General features: G+C 56.0%; 16 protein-coding genes. 12 read left to right on the top strand and 4 right to left on the bottom strand.

The annotated features are described in order from the left end of the window. Nucleotides 1–77 precede the first annotated feature (77 nt). The 9 genes from ACQG22_RS17260 to ACQG22_RS17220 all read left to right on the top strand — a co-directional run bounded on the left by ACQG22_RS17260 (nt 78) and on the right by ACQG22_RS17220 (nt 10,577). On the top strand, nt 78–1,244 hold the full coding sequence (locus ACQG22_RS17260) for a bifunctional tRNA (adenosine(37)-C2)-methyltransferase TrmG/ribosomal RNA large subunit methyltransferase RlmN (RefSeq protein WP_013098279.1): 1,167 nt from the start codon (nt 78–80) through the stop codon (nt 1,242–1,244). 291 nt (nt 1,245–1,535) lie between these two features. After that, nucleotides 1,536–2,549, top strand: coding sequence for a cytoskeleton protein RodZ (gene rodZ / locus ACQG22_RS17255; protein WP_251999352.1), 1,014 nt, complete (start codon nt 1,536–1,538; stop codon nt 2,547–2,549). A gap of 26 nt (nt 2,550–2,575) precedes the next feature. Continuing rightward, nucleotides 2,576–3,694, top strand: coding sequence for a flavodoxin-dependent (E)-4-hydroxy-3-methylbut-2-enyl-diphosphate synthase (gene ispG, locus ACQG22_RS17250; protein ID WP_013098277.1), 1,119 nt, complete (start codon nt 2,576–2,578; stop codon nt 3,692–3,694). Nucleotides 3,695–3,775: 81 nt separating this feature from the next. Beyond that, nucleotides 3,776–5,050, top strand: coding sequence for a histidine--tRNA ligase (gene hisS, locus ACQG22_RS17245; RefSeq protein WP_369706703.1), 1,275 nt, complete (start codon nt 3,776–3,778; stop codon nt 5,048–5,050). A gap of 13 nt (nt 5,051–5,063) precedes the next feature. Then, nucleotides 5,064–5,684, top strand: coding sequence for a YfgM family protein (locus ACQG22_RS17240; protein WP_013098275.1), 621 nt, complete (start codon nt 5,064–5,066; stop codon nt 5,682–5,684). A gap of 10 nt (nt 5,685–5,694) precedes the next feature. Next, on the top strand, nt 5,695–6,873 hold the full coding sequence (bamB, locus tag ACQG22_RS17235) for an outer membrane protein assembly factor BamB (RefSeq protein ID WP_155022822.1): 1,179 nt from the start codon (nt 5,695–5,697) through the stop codon (nt 6,871–6,873). Between the two features lie 112 nt (nt 6,874–6,985). Next, nucleotides 6,986–8,461 carry a ribosome biogenesis GTPase Der gene (gene der / locus ACQG22_RS17230; protein ID WP_029882245.1) on the top strand — a complete coding sequence of 492 codons (1,476 nt, stop codon included), beginning with the start codon at nt 6,986–6,988 and terminating at the stop codon, nt 8,459–8,461. A gap of 297 nt (nt 8,462–8,758) precedes the next feature. After that, nucleotides 8,759–10,303: a peptide MFS transporter gene (locus ACQG22_RS17225; protein WP_149896177.1), complete on the top strand. Its 1,545-nt coding sequence runs from the start codon at nt 8,759–8,761 to the stop codon at nt 10,301–10,303. 52 nt (nt 10,304–10,355) lie between these two features. Beyond that, nucleotides 10,356–10,577, top strand: coding sequence for a zinc ribbon domain-containing protein (locus tag ACQG22_RS17220; protein ID WP_020690017.1), 222 nt, complete (start codon nt 10,356–10,358; stop codon nt 10,575–10,577). Here ACQG22_RS17220 and ACQG22_RS17215 read toward each other — a convergent pair. The 3 genes from ACQG22_RS17215 to xseA are packed head-to-tail and all read right to left on the bottom strand — an operon-like array spanning nt 10,574 to nt 13,376. Further along, on the bottom strand, nt 10,574–10,924 hold the full coding sequence (locus ACQG22_RS17215) for a protealysin inhibitor emfourin (protein ID WP_149896179.1): 351 nt from the start codon (nt 10,922–10,924) through the stop codon (nt 10,574–10,576). The two genes, ACQG22_RS17220 and ACQG22_RS17215, sit on opposite strands and share 4 nt — an antisense overlap. Then, on the bottom strand, nt 10,925–11,944 hold the full coding sequence (locus tag ACQG22_RS17210) for a M4 family metallopeptidase (RefSeq protein WP_149896180.1): 1,020 nt from the start codon (nt 11,942–11,944) through the stop codon (nt 10,925–10,927). Between the two features lie 58 nt (nt 11,945–12,002). Then, nucleotides 12,003–13,376, bottom strand: a complete 1,374-nt coding sequence (gene xseA / locus ACQG22_RS17205; protein WP_063252685.1) for an exodeoxyribonuclease VII large subunit — start codon at nt 13,374–13,376, stop codon at nt 12,003–12,005. 159 nt (nt 13,377–13,535) lie between these two features. Here xseA and guaB point away from each other — a divergent pair, with 159 nt between their 5' ends. Further along, nucleotides 13,536–15,002 carry an IMP dehydrogenase gene (gene guaB / locus ACQG22_RS17200; RefSeq protein ID WP_013098265.1) on the top strand — a complete coding sequence of 489 codons (1,467 nt, stop codon included), beginning with the start codon at nt 13,536–13,538 and terminating at the stop codon, nt 15,000–15,002. A gap of 67 nt (nt 15,003–15,069) precedes the next feature. Further along, a complete protein-coding gene (guaA, locus tag ACQG22_RS17195; protein WP_013098264.1) occupies nt 15,070–16,647 on the top strand; it encodes a glutamine-hydrolyzing GMP synthase in 1,578 nt (525 codons plus the stop codon). A 56-nt stretch (nt 16,648–16,703) separates the two neighbouring features. Here guaA and ACQG22_RS17190 read toward each other — a convergent pair whose 3' ends face one another. After that, nucleotides 16,704–17,534 (bottom strand): MurR/RpiR family transcriptional regulator, encoded by an 831-nt coding sequence (locus ACQG22_RS17190; protein ID WP_008502123.1) that lies wholly within the window; start codon nt 17,532–17,534, stop codon nt 16,704–16,706. A 292-nt stretch (nt 17,535–17,826) separates the two neighbouring features. Here ACQG22_RS17190 and ACQG22_RS17185 point away from each other — a divergent pair, with 292 nt between their 5' ends. Next, nucleotides 17,827–19,332 (top strand): CoA-acylating methylmalonate-semialdehyde dehydrogenase, encoded by a 1,506-nt coding sequence (locus ACQG22_RS17185; RefSeq protein ID WP_045293461.1) that lies wholly within the window; start codon nt 17,827–17,829, stop codon nt 19,330–19,332. Nucleotides 19,333–19,341: the final 9 nt, after the last annotated feature.

Genomic DNA, 19,341 nt, shown 5'->3' with positions numbered 1-19,341 from the left:
GAGCAGAACGCTTTCCGGGGCGTTTCTTTTCAACCCTCCATGGGCCATAACGTGTAACAACGAGGCCGGAAAATATTATGTCTGAATTAGTGAATACCTCCGAAGTCGCCACGCCTGCGGTTCCAAATAAAAATGGAAAAATTAACCTGCTGGATCTGAACCGTCAGCAGATGCGCGAGTTCTTTAAAGAGTTGGGCGAGAAGCCGTTTCGTGCCGATCAGGTCATGAAATGGATGTACCACTATTGCAGCGACAATTTTGATGACATGACTGACATCAACAAAGTGCTGCGCAACAAGCTCAAAGAAGTGGCTGAAATCCGCGCACCGGAAGTGGTGGAAGAACAACGCTCTTCAGATGGCACCATCAAATGGGCGATTGCCGTTGGCGATCAGCGTGTTGAAACCGTGTATATCCCGGAAGACGATCGCGCCACGCTGTGCGTCTCTTCTCAGGTTGGCTGTGCGCTGGAGTGCAAATTCTGCTCAACCGCGCAGCAAGGTTTTAACCGTAACCTGCGTGTATCGGAAATCATTGGCCAGGTCTGGCGTGCCGCGAAAATCGTTGGCGCGGCGAAAGTGACCGGAACCCGCCCAATTACCAACGTGGTGATGATGGGGATGGGTGAACCGCTGCTGAACCTGACTAACGTGGTTCCGGCAATGGAAATCATGCTGGACGATTTCGGTTTTGGCCTCTCCAAACGTCGCGTGACGCTCTCTACGTCAGGCGTGGTTCCGGCTCTGGATAAGCTGGGTGACATGATTGACGTGGCGCTGGCCATCTCTCTGCATGCGCCAAACGATGAAATCCGCGACGAAATTGTGCCGATCAACAAAAAGTACAATATCGAAACCTTCCTTGCGGCGGTGCGTCGCTACCTGGAAAAATCCAACGCCAACCAGGGCCGCGTAACCATCGAGTACGTGATGCTCGACCACGTGAACGACGGTACCGAGCATGCGCATGAACTGGCTGCACTGCTGAAAGATACGCCGTGCAAAATTAACCTGATCCCATGGAACCCGTTCCCGGGAGCGCCGTATGGCCGCAGCTCGAACAGCCGTATCGACCGTTTCTCGAAGGTGTTGATGGAGTACGGTTTCACCACCATCGTGCGTAAAACCCGTGGTGATGATATCGATGCCGCATGCGGTCAGCTGGCGGGTGATGTGATTGACCGAACCAAACGTACCCTGCGTAAACGCATGCAGGGCGAGACGATTGCGGTCAAAGCTGTTTGATTATTATGCAATCACGGCGCATTATTGCGCCGTGAAGCATAATCTTACTGAATAATCAGTCAGATTCGTGATGACTGAGTAATAATTACGGTGCGTTTCATACGACTTTCGGGCAGTATGTAACGACGTAACAACAGTTTAGCTTCACGGGCAGGGCGCACTGTCATCTCCGGGCTGACAGTCTTATACTGACTGTTCAAGGTTAACTGACCAGAAGTTTCGCGGTGCGGGTGGCATTGTGACTCACCGGCACCTGAACCCTTATTTTTCACGTACCAGTAGTTGTAGCGAATGAATACTGAAGCCACTCACGACCAACATGAAGCACTCTCCACTGGCGTTCGTCTTCGCAACGCCCGTGAACAACTCGGACTCAGCCAGCAAGCCGTTGCAGAACGCTTGTGCCTGAAGGTTTCCACGGTTCGCGATATTGAAGAAGATAAGGCACCTGCCGATCTGGCTTCAACATTCTTGCGCGGGTATATCCGCTCTTACGCAAAACTGGTGCACATCCCTGAAGACGAATTACTGCCAATGATGGAGAAGCAGGCACCGGTTCGTGCAGCCAAAGTTGCACCGATGCAGAGCTTCTCTTTGGGCAAACGTCGTAAAAAACGTGATGGCTGGCTGATGAGCTTCACCTGGCTGGTGCTGTTTGTGGTGGTCGGCCTGACCGGCGCATGGTGGTGGCAAAACCACAAGGCGCAGCAGGAAGAGATCACCACGATGGCCGATCAATCCTCCGCCGAACTTAACCAGGCCGGAAACGGTAACGCGCAGAGCGTTCCACTGAGCACCGACAGCGCGGCAACGACCAGCGAACCACAAACCGCGACGACCGATACGCCAGCTACCGACGCTGCGCAGACCCCAGCGGCAACGGCTAACACGCCAGCGCCTCAGACACAGTCTCCAGCGCAGGATCAAAACGCCGTGGTTGCACCTTCTCAGGCTCCTGTGGATACCGCAACGAACACACCGGCGGCGAACACCTCGGCCCCCCTGCCGACCGATCAGGCCGGTGTCGCAACGCCAGCGGTTGACCCTAACGCGCTGGTGATGAATTTCACTGCAGACTGCTGGTTAGAAGTCACTGACGCAACAGGTAAAAAACTGTTCAGCGGCCTGCAGCGTAAAGATGGCACGTTAAACCTAACCGGTCAGGCACCGTATAAACTTAAAATCGGCGCACCGGCAGCGGTACAGATCCAGTATCAAGGAAAACCTGTCGATCTGAGCCGCTTTATCAGAACTAACCAGGTTGCACGTCTTACCGTTAATGCCGAACAATCAGCAGCACAGTAACAGACGGGCTACGCGGGAGATTTTTCATGCATAACCAGGCTCCGATTCAACGTAGAAAATCAAAACGGATTTACGTTGGGAATGTGCCAATCGGCGATGGGGCGCCTATCGCCGTCCAGTCGATGACCAATACGCGCACCACGGATGTGGAAGCGACGGTCAACCAAATCAAAGCCTTAGAACGCGTAGGCGCGGACATTGTTCGCGTCTCCGTGCCGACCATGGACGCCGCAGAGGCGTTCAAACTGATCAAACAGCAGGTCAGTGTGCCGCTGGTTGCAGACATCCACTTCGACTACCGCATTGCGCTTAAAGTTGCCGAATACGGCGTCGACTGCCTGCGTATTAACCCAGGCAACATCGGTAACGAAGAGCGTATCCGTATGGTGGTGGACTGCGCACGCGATAAGAACATCCCCATCCGTATCGGCGTGAACGCCGGTTCTCTGGAAAAAGATCTGCAGGAAAAGTACGGCGAACCCACGCCGCAGGCGCTGCTTGAATCCGCGATGCGTCACGTTGATCATCTGGATCGTCTTAACTTCGATCAGTTCAAGGTCAGCGTAAAAGCCTCCGATGTCTTCCTGGCGGTAGAGTCCTATCGTCTGCTGGCGAAGCAGATCGATCAGCCCCTGCACCTTGGGATCACCGAGGCGGGTGGCCTGCGCAGTGGCTCTGTCAAATCAGCCATTGGCCTGGGTCTGCTGCTCTCGGAAGGGATCGGCGACACCCTGCGCGTTTCGCTGGCGGCCGATCCGGTCGAAGAGATCAAAGTTGGCTTCGACATTCTGAAATCACTGCGTATCCGCGCACGTGGGATCAACTTCATTGCCTGTCCAACCTGTTCACGTCAGGAGTTTGACGTCATCGGAACCGTGAATGCCCTGGAGCAACGTCTTGAAGACATCATCACCCCAATGGACGTCTCCATCATCGGTTGTGTGGTGAATGGCCCGGGTGAAGCGCTGGTGTCAACGCTGGGCGTCACCGGCGGTAACAAGAAAAGTGGTCTCTATGAAGATGGCGTTCGTAAAGATCGTCTGGATAATAGTGATATGATCGATCAGCTTGAAGCGCGCATTCGTGCCAAAGCGTCGATGATGGACGAAGCGCAGCGCATCAGCGTTCAGCAGGTTGAAAAATAACGTGATGGGAAGCGAAGTGCTTCCCATGTATGATTGAACCCATTCTTTGGGTTCTTTTTTGTATATAGAAAGAGAATAAACGTGGCAAAAAACATTCAAGCCATCCGCGGCATGAACGATTATCTGCCTGGCGAAACCGCCATCTGGCAGCGCATTGAAGGCACACTGAAACAGGTGCTCGGCAGCTACGGTTACAGCGAAATCCGTTTGCCGATTGTAGAGCAGACCCCGTTATTCAAACGCGCGATCGGCGAAGTGACCGACGTGGTTGAAAAAGAGATGTACACCTTTGAGGACCGCAACGGCGACAGCCTGACACTGCGTCCTGAAGGTACGGCGGGCTGCGTACGCGCCGGCATCGAACATGGTCTCCTGTACAATCAGGAGCAGCGCCTGTGGTATATCGGCCCGATGTTCCGCCACGAACGTCCGCAGAAAGGTCGTTATCGCCAGTTCAACCAGCTGGGTGTAGAAGTGTTTGGCCTGCAAGGCCCCGACATTGACGCTGAGCTGATCATGCTGACCGCCCGCTGGTGGCGTGCGCTGGGCATCTCCGAGCACGTCTCTCTGGAGCTGAACTCTATCGGCTCTCTGGAAGCGCGTGCCAACTACCGCGATGCGCTGGTGACGTTCCTTGAAGAGCACAAAGAGAAGCTGGACGAAGACTGCAAACGTCGCATGTACAGCAACCCGCTGCGCGTGCTTGATTCCAAAAATCCGGACGTGCAGGCGCTGCTGAACGATGCGCCTGCATTAGGCGATTACCTGGACGACGAGTCTCGCGAACACTTTGCTGGTCTTTGCAAACTGCTCGAAGCAGCAGGCATTGCCTATACCGTTAATCAGCGCCTGGTGCGCGGTCTGGACTACTATAACCGTACCGTGTTTGAGTGGGTTACCACCAGCCTCGGTTCGCAGGGCACCGTGTGTGCTGGCGGCCGTTATGACGGTCTGGTTGAGCAGCTTGGCGGCCGTGCCGCGCCTGCGGTTGGTTTCGCAATGGGCCTTGAGCGACTTGTTTTGCTGGTACAGGCAGTTAATCCGGAATTTAAAGCAGATTCCGTTGTCGATATATACCTGGTGGCCTCAGGCGCGGAAACGCAGTCTGCGGCGATGCAGCTTGCTGAACGCGTGCGCGATGCACTGCCGGAGGTTAAGCTGATGACCAACCATGGCGGCGGCAACTTCAAAAAACAGTTTGCTCGTGCCGATAAGTGGGGCGCAAGTATTGCACTGGTGCTGGGTGAGTCCGAAGTGGCCAACGGCGAAGTGGTAGTGAAAGACCTGCGCTCTGGTGAGCAGACAACGGTAACGCAGGACGGCGTTGCGGCGCACTTGCGCACTCTATTGGGCTAAGGAGAAGGACTGCGTGGAAATTTACGAGAACGAACACGACCAGGTCGACGCGATCAAACGCTTCTTTGCTGAAAACGGCAAAGCGCTGGTTGTTGGGGTTATTTTAGGTGTAGGTGCATTGATTGGCTGGCGCTACTGGAACAATCATCAGGCGGATTCCGCGCGCGGCGCGTCTCTGTCCTATGAAAATACCGTGAGCGCCATTCGTGCCGATCAGCCGCAAACGCTGACGGCAGCAGAGAAATTTGCCGCTGACAACAAAAACACCTACGGTGCGCTGGCCGCGCTGGAAGTGGCTCAGCAGTACATTGATAAGAACGAACTGGATAAAGCGGCTGCCCAGCTGTCGCAGGGGCTTGCAGCCGCCAGCGATGACAACCTGAAAGCGGTTATCAATCTGCGCCTGGCCCGTATCCAGGTTCAGCAGAAAAAAGCTGATGAAGCGCTGAAAACGCTCGATACCATCAAAGGCGAAGGTTTTGCTGCCATCGTTGCCGATCTGCGCGGTGAAGCACTGCTAAGCAAAGGTGATAAAGCGGGCGCGCGTAAAGCGTGGCAAGCTGGTGTAGATAGCAATGCATCCCCTGCGCTGAGCGAAATGATGCAGATGAAAATAAATAATTTGTCCGTCTGAGAGGGACCCGATGCAATTGCGTAAATTACTTCTGCCAGGACTGCTTTCTGTTACGTTATTGAGTGGCTGTTCACTGTTCAGTGGCGAAGAAGACGTTGTGAAAATGTCCCCGCTGCCGACGGTTGAAAACCAGTTTACCCCGTCAACCGCGTGGAGTACTTCCGTGGGGGATGGAATTGGTGATTTCTATTCCAACCTGCACCCGGCTTTTGCTGACAGTGTTATCTATGCGGCTGACCGTAAAGGTACCGTAAAAGCGCTTAACGCCGATGACGGAAAAGAAGTGTGGTCCGTTAACCTGGCGGAAAAAGACGGCTGGTTCTCCCGTAAACCTGCACTGCTGTCTGGCGGCCTGACCGTTGCCGGTGGTCACGTATACGTGGGAAGCGAAAAAGCACAGGTCTATGCCCTGAACACCAGCGACGGTTCTGTTGCCTGGCAAACCACGGTTGCCGGTGAGTCTCTGTCTCGTCCGGTGGTGAGCGACGGCCTGGTGCTGATCCACACCAGCAACGGCCAGCTGCAGGCGCTGAACGAAGCCGATGGTCTGGTGAAGTGGACCGTCAACCTGGATATGCCATCACTCTCCCTGCGCGGCGAATCTGCCCCGGCGACAGCCTTTGGTGCTGCCATTGTGGGTGGTGATAACGGTCGCGTGAGCGCGGTGCTGATGCAGCAAGGTCAGATGATCTGGCAGCAGCGTATCTCTCAGGCGACGGGGTCAACTGAAATCGACCGTCTGAACGACGTCGACACGACGCCTGTTATCGTCAACGGTGTGGTTTATGCGCTGGCGTACAACGGCAACCTGACCGCGCTGGATCTGCGCAGTGGCCAGATCATGTGGAAACGTGAACTGGGCTCAGTGAATGATTTCATTGTTGATGGTAACCGCATCTATATGGTTGACCAGAACGACCGTCTGCTGGCGCTGAGCACCGATGGCGGCGTGACGCTGTGGACGCAAAGCGATCTGCTGCACCGTCTGCTGACCGCACCGGCGCTGTACAACGGTAGCCTGGTGGTGGGTGATAGCGAAGGCTACATGCACTGGATCGATCCGGAGACGGGCCGCTTTACTGCGCAGCAAAAAGTCGACAGCTCTGGCTTCCTCACCGAGCCGGTTGTGGCTGACGGCAAACTGCTGATTCAGGCAAAAGACGGCACGCTGTACGCGATCACGCGTTAATTACCCGGCGGTTGTAGTATACTAAACGGCTCCTGTTCACTCAGGAGCCGTTTTGACATTTTTAAAAACGCTGCGAAAGCGACGTTATTTTGAATTTTATGAGGCTTCAAACATGGTACCTGTGGTCGCGCTTGTCGGGCGCCCTAACGTTGGAAAATCCACTCTTTTTAACCGTTTAACACGCACCCGTGATGCGCTGGTTGCGGATTTCCCGGGGCTGACGCGTGACCGTAAGTACGGTCGTGCAGAGGTGGAAGGACGCGAGTTCATCTGTATCGATACCGGTGGTATCGACGGGACAGAAGACGGCGTTGAAACCCGCATGGCGGAGCAGTCTCTGCTGGCCATCGAAGAGGCAGACGTGGTGCTGTTTATGGTGGATGCCCGTGCTGGCCTGATGCCTGCGGATTCCGCCATTGCTAAACATCTGCGTTCGCGTGAAAAACCGACCTTCCTGGTGGCGAACAAAACTGACGGTATCGATGCCGATCAGGCGATCGCCGATTTCTGGTCTTTAGGTCTGGGTGACATCTACCCGATCGCCGCATCGCATGGCCGCGGCGTGACCAGCCTGCTGGAAACCGTTCTGCTGCCGTGGGTTGACGAAGTGAACCCGCCGGAAGAGGTGGACGAAGACGCGGCATACTGGGCGCAGTTCGAAGACGGTGAAGAAGGCGAAGAAGAAGAGCCTGAAGAGACATTCAACCCGCAGGATCTGCCGATTAAGCTGGCCATTGTGGGGCGTCCAAACGTAGGTAAGTCTACGCTCACTAACCGTATTCTGGGCGAAGAGCGTGTGGTGGTATACGACATGCCGGGCACCACCCGCGACAGCATCTACATCCCGATGGAGCGTGATGAGCGTGAGTATGTACTCATCGACACCGCGGGCGTGCGTAAGCGCGGAAAAATCACCGATGTGGTGGAGAAATTCTCCGTCATTAAAACCCTTCAGGCGATTGAAGATGCCAACGTTGTGCTGCTGGTTATCGACGCGCGTGAAGGTATATCCGATCAGGACTTGTCGCTGCTCGGCTTTATCCTCAATAGTGGGCGCTCACTGGTTATCGTGGTGAACAAATGGGATGGCCTGAGCAATGAAGTTCGTGAGCAGGTGAAAGAGACGCTGGACTTCCGTCTGGGCTTCATCGATTTTGCTCGCGTGCACTTTATCTCTGCGCTGCACGGCAGCGGTGTGGGTAACCTGTTCGACTCCGTGCGTGAAGCGTATGATAGCTCCACCCGTCGTCAGAGCACCGCTATGCTGACCCGCATCATGAACATGGCAGCAGAAGACCATCAGCCGCCGCTGGTACGTGGCCGTCGCGTGAAGCTCAAATACGCCCACGCCGGTGGTTATAACCCGCCAATCGTGGTGATTCACGGCAACCAGGTGAAAGACCTGCCGGATTCCTACAAGCGTTATCTGATGAACTACTTCCGTAAATCGCTGGACGTGATGGGCACCCCTATCCGTATCCAGTTCAAGGAAGGGGATAACCCGTTTGCTAACAAGCGCAACACCCTTACGCCAAACCAGATGCGTAAGCGTAAGCGTTTGATTAAGCACATTAAGAAAAGCAAATAAACTTTGCCTGTCTCACGAAAACCCGCGCCTGTCGCGGGTTTTTTTCGCCCATACAAAACGCCTGCCTTCCTTGTGTGAAGTCAATCACTATTCGCTTTTAACCATGTTTAAATCTAAGAAAGTAGACAATCGTCGAATTTTCATCTTAAAGTCCAGGGTCTGGTACTAGACAAAACTAGCGCCTGGTTATCAAATGGTTAACTCATTTTTCGCCGCATGTAAAAAATCGGTCAGATACGTAACTGGCCGGCGTACGCGCGGTGCTTTCAGCACAACGACATACCTTTCGGGAGAATTATGCAATCCTCTGTTAATCAAAAAGAAAGCCGAACGTTCTTCGGCCATCCTTATCCGCTCGGTTCGCTGTTCTTTACCGAGATGTGGGAGCGTTTCTCGTTTTACGGCATTCGTCCGTTACTGATCCTCTTTATGGCCGCCACTGTCTATGACGGCGGCATGGGGCTGGCGCGTGAAAACGCCTCGGCGATTGTCGGTATCTTCGCCGGTACCATGTACCTGGCCGCGCTGCCGGGTGGCTGGCTGGCCGATAACTGGCTCGGCCAGCAGCGAGCCGTATGGTACGGTTCGATTCTGATTGCGCTCGGCCACCTGTCGATTGCGCTCTCGGCGGTGATGGGGAACAACCTGTTCTTTATCGGCCTGATGTTTATTGTGCTGGGATCGGGCCTGTTCAAGACCTGTATCTCCGTGATGGTCGGCACCCTGTATAAAAAAGGCGATGCGCGTCGTGACGGCGGATTCTCGCTGTTCTATATGGGCATCAACATGGGCTCGTTCATTGCGCCGCTGATTTCCGGCTGGTTGATTAAAACCCACGGCTGGCACTGGGGCTTTGGTATTGGCGGCATCGGGATGCTGGTGGCGCTGATTATCTTCCGCGTGTTTGCTGTCCCGTCCATGAAGCGCTACGACAGCGAAGTGGGCCTCGATTCCACCTGGAACAGCCCGGTGGTCAAACGCAACGGCGTGGGCGCGTGGCTGCTGGCGCTGGCGGTTGGGGTGGCGGTTTTCGTCACGCTGATCGCCCAGGGGGTCATTGTGATTAACCCGGTCGCGGTGGCCAGTATGCTGGTCTATGTGATTGCGGCATCCGTTGCGCTCTACTTCATTTATCTGTTCATCTTCGCGGGTCTGACCCGTAAAGAGCGCGCCAGACTGCTGGTCTGCTTTATCCTGCTGGTTTCCGCTGCGTTCTTCTGGTCCGCGTTTGAACAGAAACCGACTTCCTTTAACCTGTTTGCCAACGACTACACCAATCGCATGATCGGTGATTTCGAAATTCCGGCAGTATGGTTCCAGTCGATCAACGCCCTGTTCATCATTCTGCTGGCACCGGTATTCAGCTGGGCGTGGCCGAAGCTTGCCACCATGAACATTCGCCCGAGCAGTATCACCAAGTTTGTTATTGGTATTCTCTGTGCGGCGGCGGGCTTTGGCCTGATGATGCTGGCGGCGCAGAATGTGCTGGGCAACGGCGGGGCAGGCGTTTCGCCGTTCTGGCTGGTAGGCAGTATTTTGATGCTGACGCTGGGTGAGTTATGTCTGAGCCCGATTGGTCTGGCTACCATGACCCTGTTGGCACCAGAAAGAATGCGCGGTCAGATGATGGGGCTGTGGTTCTGCGCAAGTGCGTTGGGTAACCTGGCTGCCGGTCTGATTGGCGGCCACGTGAAGGCAGACCAGCTGGATATGTTGCCGGATCTCTTCGCGCGTTGCTCCATCGCGCTGCTGATTTGTGCTGCGGTACTGATCGTTCTCATTGTGCCGGTTCGTCGCATGCTGGAAAATGCCCGGACGAAACCTGCCACTGAGGCGGTATAATCGATCCGCCGGGGCGACCGCTTCGCCCCGGCAACCTGCTTAAGGAGTTACTATGTCGATCGCCTGTCCAACCTGCCATGCCGAGCTGGAGCCGCAAAACGGCGTGGCTTACTGCGAACACTGTCACAAAGATATTGCGCTCGAAGCCCGCTGCCCGGAGTGCCATCAGCCACTCCAGGTATTAAAGGCCTGCGGTGCGGTGGACTATTTCTGCCAGAACGGCCACGGCCTGATCTCTAAAAAACGCGTGGAGTTCGTCCCTGTCGGGGCTTAATCACACACGCAGCCTTCGCCTTTCTTCCAGAGTTCAACCAGCGATTCGGGCGCTTCCTGCTCCGGTACCAGCACAATAATATCGGTATACTGCGCTTCGTTGTGCCGGGTCCAGAAGATCTGGATACGAAAATAACGCTGGTCACCGCTGCCTGGTGACGACGTCTGACCAGGCGGTTGCCCACGCGGAATGGCTTGCTCCAGAATACTTACCACGCGCTGACGCTGCGCCTCATTGAGAGATGAGAGCGTGATGGTACGCTGGCCGCTCAGCCTGGGAATAAAAGCGACGCCGCCTTCCCGGGCCAGCTCAACCACGGCGTCATCCGTCAGTTCCGGAACCTGCATTTACAGCACTCCCACCTGTTCCCAGGCTTGTCTTATCGCCGCCCCGACGTCGCTGCCCGAGCGCTTTTCGCCGTGGGCTATCGTCAGTTTTGCGAAGGCATCAAAATCCGCATCTTGTGGCAGATTGCGATCGCAAACTGTGTCGTACCAGGCATAACCCGCTTTTTCCCAGGCATAGCCGCCGATTGCCGTTGCGGCCAGATAAAACGCCCGGTTGGGAATGCCTGAGTTCAGGTGGACGCCGCCGTTATCTTCACGCGTTTTGATGAAATCCTTCATGTGCGCCGGTTGCGGATCTTTACCGAGCAGAGGATCATCATAGGCGGTGCCCGGCTCCGACATGGAGCGCAGCCCTTTGCCGTTAATCCCTTTCGCCAGCAGACCTTCGCCAATCAGCCAGTCGGCCTGGTCGGCGGTTTGCTTCAGGTGATACTGTTTAACCAGCGAGCCAAACACGTCCGACAGGGACTCATTCAGCGCACCCGATTGTTCAAAATAGATCAGCCCGGCTTCGGTCTCGGTAACGCCATGGCTGAGTTCGTGCGCCACAACGTCGATGGCAATGGTAAAACGGTTAAATATTTCCCCGTCGCCATCGCCAAAGACCATCTGCTGACCGTTCCAGAAGGCGTTCTGGTATTCCCGGCCATAATGCACGGTGCCGGTGAGGATCAGCCCTTTATTATCGAGCGAGTCACGCTGGTATTCATTCCAGAAGAAATCGTGGGTGATGCCTAAATAGTCATAGGCTTCATCGACGGCCACATCCCCATTGGACGGCTGGCCTTCATAGCGCACCTGCGTGCCTGGCAGCTCCTGGGTCTGTTTCGCATCGTAGATATCACGCTCCAGTTGTCCGGCTTTGCTCACGTGCGGCGCGGCAGGTTTGCCAGGCATGTGGGCCATCAGCGTCTGAACATGGGTTAAAGTCTGGCGGGCGCAGCGCTGCTGCGGCTCTGAACCGCTTTCGATAATACGACGAAGAATATAGGGGGGGATCACGCTGTGAAGATGGGACATGCTGCTCTCCTTATTAAAAAAGGGAATAGCAGCAGTATAGTTTCTAACCGGCGAAGAATTATCCGTTTTTTCGCTGACGCGTCTTTTTAACAGGGGTAATGGCTTTCACTTCGCTTTCCACCCAGCCGTCCGACAGACGGGTGGTCAGCACGTCTCCGGCTTTCACCTGTATGGTTTGCTTCAGCACTTTGCCGTCAGTGGCGGTGGTAACGCTATAGCCGCGTGCCAGGGTAGAAAGTGGGCTAACCGCTTCAAGATGGGTCACCGCATTGCCAAAGCGTTCGCGGGTGGTGCTAAGTCGTGCCCGGACAGTTTCTGCCAGACGATACTCCAGCTGCTGAATGCGCGTTTGTGCGCGGTAAATTTTCGGCTGCGGGTTTTGCTGATTCAGGCGCTGCGTCACGCGCTGCTGACGCGACATAGCGCGCTTGAGCTGATTATCCAGCGCGAAGTTCATCCGCTGGCGCAGACGCTCCAGCACGGTTTGCTGACGCGCAAGGCGAAGCTGTGGATGCTGCTGCTGCAGGCGGTGATGAAGCTGGGTAAAGCGGCGGGTACGGTTAGCGAGGAAGTAGTCCATCGCCATCTCCAGGCGCTGCTGGCCGTTCTGGATCTGACGCAGCAGCTCCAGCTGATTGCGGCTCACCACTTCTGCCGCAGCAGACGGCGTAGGCGCGCGTAAATCCGCAACGAAATCGGCTATCGTCACATCCGTTTCATGCCCGACCGCACTCACGATGGGAATAGCGCTCGCAAAAATCGCCCGTGCCACGCGCTCGTCGTTGAAGCTCCACAAATCTTCCAGCGAGCCGCCGCCACGCCCAACGATTAATACGTCGCACTCCTGACGCGCGTTCGCCAGCTCAATGGCACGCACAATCTGGCCTGGCGCATCGTCACCCTGAACAGCGGTCGGGTAGATGATAACGGGCAGGGAAGGATCGCGACGCTTGAGGACGTGCAAAATATCGTGCAGTGCGGCACCGGTTTTCGAAGTGATTACCCCAACGCAGTGGGCTGGTGAGGGCAGGGGCTTTTTATACTGCTGGTCGAACAACCCCTCTTGCGAAAGCGCAGCCTTAAGCTGTTCATACTTCTGCTGGAGTAAGCCTTCGCCCGCAGGTTGCATGCTCTCGACGATGATCTGGTAGTCGCCGCGCGGTTCATACAGCGTAATATTGGCGCGCACCAGCACCTGCTGGCCATGCTGAGGACGAAACGTCACGCGGCGGTTGCTGTTGCGGAACATGGCGCAGCGCACCTGGGCGGTGTCGTCTTTTAAAGTAAAGTACCAGTGGCCGGAAGCGGGCTGCGTGAAGTTAGAGATCTCACCGCTGATCCAGACCTGCCCCATTTCCTGCTCAAGCAGCAAACGCACCGTCTGATTCAGGCGGCTGACAGTATAAATTGAGGGGGATTGAGAGGATAACATGTGAGCGGGATCAAATTCTAAATCAGCAAGTTATTCAGTCGATAGTAACCTGCTGAGAGGGGAGTGCAAGGTTTTTTTATAAAAAAGTGTGGATGCAATCGGTTACGCTCTGTATAATGCCACGGCAATATTTAACCACCCAGGTCAGAGATATTGCCCATGCTACGTATCGCTAAAGAAGCACTGACGTTTGACGACGTCCTCCTCGTTCCCGCTCACTCCACCGTTCTGCCGAATACTGCCGATCTCAGCACGCAGTTGACGAAAACCATTCGCCTGAACATTCCTATGCTCTCTGCGGCAATGGACACCGTGACTGAAGCGCGCCTGGCTATTGCCCTGGCACAGGAAGGTGGCATTGGCTTTATTCACAAAAACATGTCTATCGAGCGTCAGGCGGAAGAAGTTCGCCGCGTGAAGAAGCATGAATCCGGCATCGTATCCGATCCACAGACCGTTCTGCCAACCACCACCCTGCACGAAGTGAAAGCCCTGACCGAACGTAACGGCTTTGCCGGTTACCCGGTGGTGACCGAAGAGAACGAGTTGGTGGGTATCATCACCGGCCGTGACGTGCGTTTCGTGACCGACCTGAACCAGCCGGTTAGCGTATATATGACACCAAAAGAGCGTCTGGTGACCGTGCGTGAAGGTGAAGCGCGTGATGTCGTCTTCGCAAAAATGCACGAAAAACGCGTTGAGAAAGCGCTGGTTGTGGATGCGAACTTCCACCTGCGCGGTATGATCACCGTTAAAGACTTCCAGAAAGCAGAACGTAAACCTAACGCCTGTAAAGACGAGCATGGCCGTCTGCGCGTTGGCGCTGCGGTTGGCGCAGGTGCCGGTAACGAAGAGCGTGTTGATGCGCTGGTTGCCGCAGGCGTTGACGTGTTGCTGATTGACTCCTCCCACGGCCACTCCGAAGGCGTTCTGCAACGTATTCGCGACACCCGTGCGAAATATCCTGATCTGCAGATCATCGGCGGTAACGTGGCGACGGGCGCAGGTGCTCGCGCGCTGGCTGACGCAGGTTGCAGCGCGGTGAAAGTGGGTATCGGCCCTGGCTCCATCTGTACAACCCGTATCGTGACCGGTGTAGGTGTTCCACAGATCACTGCGGTTTCTGACGCGGTTGAAGCGCTGGAAGGCACCGGTATTCCGGTCATCGCAGACGGCGGCATCCGCTTCTCTGGCGACATCGCTAAAGCGATCGCCGCAGGTGCTTCCGCGGTGATGGTTGGCTCCATGCTGGCAGGGACTGAAGAATCCCCGGGTGAAATCGAACTCTACCAGGGCCGTTCTTACAAATCTTACCGTGGTATGGGCTCTCTGGGCGCGATGTCTAAAGGTTCTTCTGACCGTTACTTCCAGACCGATAACGCTGCTGACAAACTGGTGCCGGAAGGTATCGAAGGCCGCGTTGCCTACAAAGGCCGTCTGAAAGAGATCATTCACCAGCAGATGGGCGGCCTGCGCTCCTGTATGGGTCTGACCGGCTGTGGTACCATTGACCTGCTGCGTACTAAAGCGGAATTCGTACGCATCAGCGGTGCGGGTATCCAGGAGAGCCACGTTCACGACGTGACGATCACCAAAGAGTCCCCGAACTACCGTCTGGGCTCCTGATAAGTTTCCGCGCCCGGCTCATGCCGGGCGCTCTGTTTTTGTTTCACTTGCCTCGGAATTAGCGTCAATGACGGAAAACATTCATAAACATCGCATTCTCATCCTGGACTTTGGTTCTCAGTACACTCAGCTGGTGGCGCGTCGCGTGCGTGAACTGGGCGTTTACTGTGAACTGTGGGCGTGGGATGTCACGGAAGCACAGATTCGCGAATTCAATCCAAGCGGCATTATCCTGTCCGGCGGCCCGGAAAGCACCACCGAAGAGAACAGCCCGCGTGCGCCGCAGTATGTGTTCGAAGCGGGCGTGCCGGTATTCGGCGTCTGCTACGGTATGCAGACCATGGCAATGCAGCTGGGCGGCCACGTAGAAGGCTCTAACGAGCGTGAGTTTGGCTATGCACAGGTTGAAGTGGTGAACGACAGCGCGCTGGTGCGCGGTATCGAAGACTCCCTGACCGCAGACGGCAAACCGCTGCTGGACGTGTGGATGAGCCACGGCGATAAAGTGACCGCTATCCCGTCCGACTTCGTGACCGTTGCCAGCACCGAAAGCTGCCCGTTCGCGATTATGGCGAACGAAGAGAAACGCTTCTACGGCGTGCAGTTCCACCCGGAAGTGACTCACACCCGTCAGGGTATGCGCATGCTGGAGCGCTTCGTGCGCGATATCTGCCAGTGTGAAGCGCTGTGGACCCCGGCTAAAATCATCGACGACGCCGTTGAGCGCATCCGTCAGCAGGTTGGCGATGACAAAGTCATTCTCGGCCTGTCCGGTGGCGTTGACTCCTCCGTAACCGCGATGCTGCTGCACCGCGCTATCGGTAAAAACCTGACCTGCGTATTCGTGGACAACGGTCTGCTGCGTCTGAATGAAGCCCAGCAGGTCATGGACATGTTTGGTGACCACTTCGGTCTGAACATCGTTCACGTGGAAGGCGAACAGCGCTTCCTGGACGCGCTGGCCGGTGTCAACGATCCGGAAGCCAAACGTAAGATCATCGGCCGCGTCTTCGTGGAAGTGTTCGACGAAGAAGCGCTGAAGCTGGAAGACGTGAAGTGGCTGGCACAGGGCACAATCTACCCTGACGTGATCGAGTCTGCGGCATCCGCAACCGGTAAAGCACACGTCATCAAATCTCACCACAACGTGGGCGGCCTGCCGAAAGAGATGAAGATGGGTCTGGTTGAACCTCTGCGTGAGCTGTTCAAAGACGAAGTGCGTAAGATCGGTCTGGAATTGGGTCTGCCGTACGACATGCTCTACCGTCACCCGTTCCCGGGTCCGGGTCTGGGCGTGCGTGTGCTGGGCGAAGTGAAGAAAGAGTACTGCGACCTGCTGCGTCGCGCGGACGCGATCTTCATCGAAGAGCTGCACAAAGCTGACCTGTATAACAAAGTGAGCCAGGCGTTCACCGTGTTCCTGCCAGTTCGCTCCGTCGGCGTTATGGGCGATGGCCGTAAGTACGACTGGGTTGTTTCCCTGCGTGCGGTGGAAACCATCGACTTCATGACCGCGCACTGGGCGCACCTGCCGTATGACTTCTTAGGCCGTGTGTCTAACCGCATCATCAACGAAGTGAACGGTATTTCCCGCGTGGTGTATGACATCAGCGGTAAGCCACCGGCTACGATTGAGTGGGAATAATCCCCCTCTGAGTTAACACCAAAACCCTCTGCCTGCGCAGGGGGTTTTTTATTTCCTTACTTCCCTTCACCCAACCTATACGCCAGCGCCACCACCAGCGACTGCACCAGGCACAGCGTTGCCGACTGAGATCGAAACGCATCCACCTGCGCCTCTTTCACCACAAAGCAGAGATCGCTAAATGTCGCCAGCGGGCTAATCTGGCTGTCCGTAATCACAATCTGCCGCGCGCCGACGCTGGCGGCGGTTTCGCTGACCATCACCGTCTCTTCCGCGTACGGCGAGAAGCTGATCGACACCACAATGTCGCGCGCCTTAATGCGGCTGATCTGCTCACGCAGCATGCCGCCCATGCCGTCGAGCAGAATCGGGCGGCACTCCAGGTGGCTTAAAGCATAGGTGAGATAAGCAGCGACGCTAAAGGAGCGGCGCAGTCCGGCGATGTAGATGGTGTCCGCGTCGGCCAGAAGCTGTACGGCGCGCTCCAGCATCTCCGGTTCGGCGCGGGCGGCCAGCTGCTGCAGCGCCTGCGCGTTCGAGCGGGCAAACTCCTGCAGGATATCGAGCGGCGTTTCCGGCACGGCTTCGCTCTCCATTTCGCGGAACAGCCGCGCGCGATCGCTGTAGCTGGCGGTCTCCTCCACCAGGTTCATACGAAACAGCTGTTTCATCTCGTTGAAGCCGGTAAAGTCAAAGGCATTGGCAAAACGGATTAGCGTCGAGGGCGGCACATCGGCACGCTCGGCAATGACCGCAACCGTATCAAACGCCACACTGTTCGTATTATCCAGTACATAGCGGGAGACCTGCTGCAGCCTCTTGCTCAGGCTATCGTAGCGATCGCGGATTTGCTGCTGCAGTTCGTTCAGGCTGGTTGCTGTCGTCATGTTATCCCCCAAATACAGTCTTATGATTCTAAACGCAAAACCGCGTCTTTTAAATGTTGGCCATCCATCTGGCAGCAAAAATGAAACAGAAACTTCACTCATTTCATCGCCTGAAAATCCTTAATAGCGCACGCTGCGTCAGTGTTGTTGGCTGTTAACATAAAAATCCATCCTTGATCACAATAATCATCATTTATTTTATTTCAACTTAAAATGGAATATTTGTTTCATATATAGTGTTCAGTACACAGTGTTCAGGTAACAGTCACGTATCAACAGCGAGAGGTTAAGGATGGAGACGGTAGCGAATTTTATTCACGGCGAATGTGTCACCGGTTCAGGCCAGCGCGTTCAGGCGATCTTCAACCCGGCCACCGGCGAGCAGATCCGTCAGGTGGTGATGAGTACGGCACAGGAAACGGAGCAGGCGATTGCCGCCGCGCAGCAGGCGTTTCCGGCGTGGGCGCGTCATTCTCCGCTTAAGCGCGCGCGTGTGATGTTCCGCTTCAAAGCGCTGCTGGAAGAGAATATGGAACGTCTGGCCCGTCTTATCAGCGAAGAGCACGGTAAGGTCTTCTCCGACGCGGTAGGCGAGCTGACCCGTGGCCTGGAAGTGGTGGAGTTCGCCTGTGGCATTCCGCATCTGCAAAAGGGTGAACACTCTGCCAACGTGGGCACCGGTGTGGACAGCCACTCGCTGATGCAGCCGCTCGGCGTCTGCGCCGGGATCACGCCGTTTAACTTCCCGGCGATGGTGCCGATGTGGATGTTCCCGATTGCGCTGGCGACCGGCAATACCTTCGTGCTGAAACCATCAGAAAAAGATCCCTCTCTGGCGCTCGCGCTGGCAAAACTGCTGAAAGAGGCCGGCCTGCCGGACGGCGTGTTTAACGTGGTGCAGGGGGATAAAGAATCCGTTGATGTGCTCCTGACCGACCCGCGCGTGCAGGCCGTGAGCTTTGTTGGCTCTACGCCGATTGCGGAATACATCTACCAGACCGCGTCCGCCCACGGCAAACGCTGTCAGGCGCTGGGTGGGGCGAAAAACCACTGCATTTTAATGCCGGATGCCGACATGGAGATGGCAACCAACGCCATTATGGGCGCGGCCTACGGCGCGGCGGGGGAACGCTGTATGGCGCTTTCAGTGGTACTGGCGGTGGGCGATAAAACCGCCGATGACCTCTGCGCCCGTCTGGAAAAACAGATTGCCGCGCTGCGCGTTGGGCCAGGGCTGGACCAGACGCCAGAAAACGAAATGGGGCCGCTTATCTCCTCCGCGCACCGCAGCAAGGTGCTGGGCTACATCGACAGCGGGGAAGCGCAGGGGGCGAATCTGCGCGTGGACGGCCGCAGCTTTAGCGTGCAGGGTCACGAGAAGGGCTATTTTGTCGGGCCGACGCTGTTCGATAACGTCACCCCGGAGATGACGATCTATAAGGAAGAGATTTTCGGCCCGGTGCTTTCTGTGGTACGCGTAGCAGATTACGCCAGCGCGGTGGATCTGATTAACCGCCATGAATATGGTAATGGTTCAGCCATTTTCACCCGCGACGGCGGCTGCGCGCGCCGCTTCTGCGAAGAGGTGCAGGCGGGCATGGTAGGGGTTAACGTGCCGATCCCGGTGCCGATGGCGTTCCACAGTTTCGGCGGCTGGAAGCGCTCGATTTTTGGCGCACTCAACGTTCACGGTAACGACGGCGTGCGTTTCTACACCCGAATGAAAACCGTCACCGCACGCTGGCCGGAAATGCAGCAGGAGACAGGCGCTGCGTTCTCCATGCCGACGCTGGGCTGACAGGAGGTT

The sequence above is a fragment of the Enterobacter cloacae complex sp. 309I3 genome (assembly GCF_050031595.1).
GTDB classification, from domain to species: domain Bacteria; phylum Pseudomonadota; class Gammaproteobacteria; order Enterobacterales; family Enterobacteriaceae; genus Enterobacter; species Enterobacter cloacae.
This window is presented reverse-complemented; position numbering and strand designations above follow the sequence as displayed.

Coding starts and splice junctions, on each gene's coding strand:
- ACQG22_RS17225 (WP_149896177.1), top strand. CDS start 8,759: ATGCAATCCTCTGTTAATCAAAAAGAAAGCCGAACGTTCTTCGGCCAT.
- xseA (WP_063252685.1), bottom strand. CDS start 13,376: ATGTTATCCTCTCAATCCCCCTCAATTTATACTGTCAGCCGCCTGAAT.
- bamB (WP_155022822.1), top strand. CDS start 5,695: ATGCAATTGCGTAAATTACTTCTGCCAGGACTGCTTTCTGTTACGTTA.
- ACQG22_RS17260 (WP_013098279.1), top strand. CDS start 78: ATGTCTGAATTAGTGAATACCTCCGAAGTCGCCACGCCTGCGGTTCCA.
- der (WP_029882245.1), top strand. CDS start 6,986: ATGGTACCTGTGGTCGCGCTTGTCGGGCGCCCTAACGTTGGAAAATCC.
- ACQG22_RS17190 (WP_008502123.1), bottom strand. CDS start 17,534: ATGACGACAGCAACCAGCCTGAACGAACTGCAGCAGCAAATCCGCGAT.
- guaA (WP_013098264.1), top strand. CDS start 15,070: ATGACGGAAAACATTCATAAACATCGCATTCTCATCCTGGACTTTGGT.
- ACQG22_RS17215 (WP_149896179.1), bottom strand. CDS start 10,924: ATGCAGGTTCCGGAACTGACGGATGACGCCGTGGTTGAGCTGGCCCGG.
- ispG (WP_013098277.1), top strand. CDS start 2,576: ATGCATAACCAGGCTCCGATTCAACGTAGAAAATCAAAACGGATTTAC.
- rodZ (WP_251999352.1), top strand. CDS start 1,536: ATGAATACTGAAGCCACTCACGACCAACATGAAGCACTCTCCACTGGC.
- ACQG22_RS17220 (WP_020690017.1), top strand. CDS start 10,356: ATGTCGATCGCCTGTCCAACCTGCCATGCCGAGCTGGAGCCGCAAAAC.
- guaB (WP_013098265.1), top strand. CDS start 13,536: ATGCTACGTATCGCTAAAGAAGCACTGACGTTTGACGACGTCCTCCTC.
- ACQG22_RS17185 (WP_045293461.1), top strand. CDS start 17,827: ATGGAGACGGTAGCGAATTTTATTCACGGCGAATGTGTCACCGGTTCA.
- ACQG22_RS17210 (WP_149896180.1), bottom strand. CDS start 11,944: ATGTCCCATCTTCACAGCGTGATCCCCCCCTATATTCTTCGTCGTATT.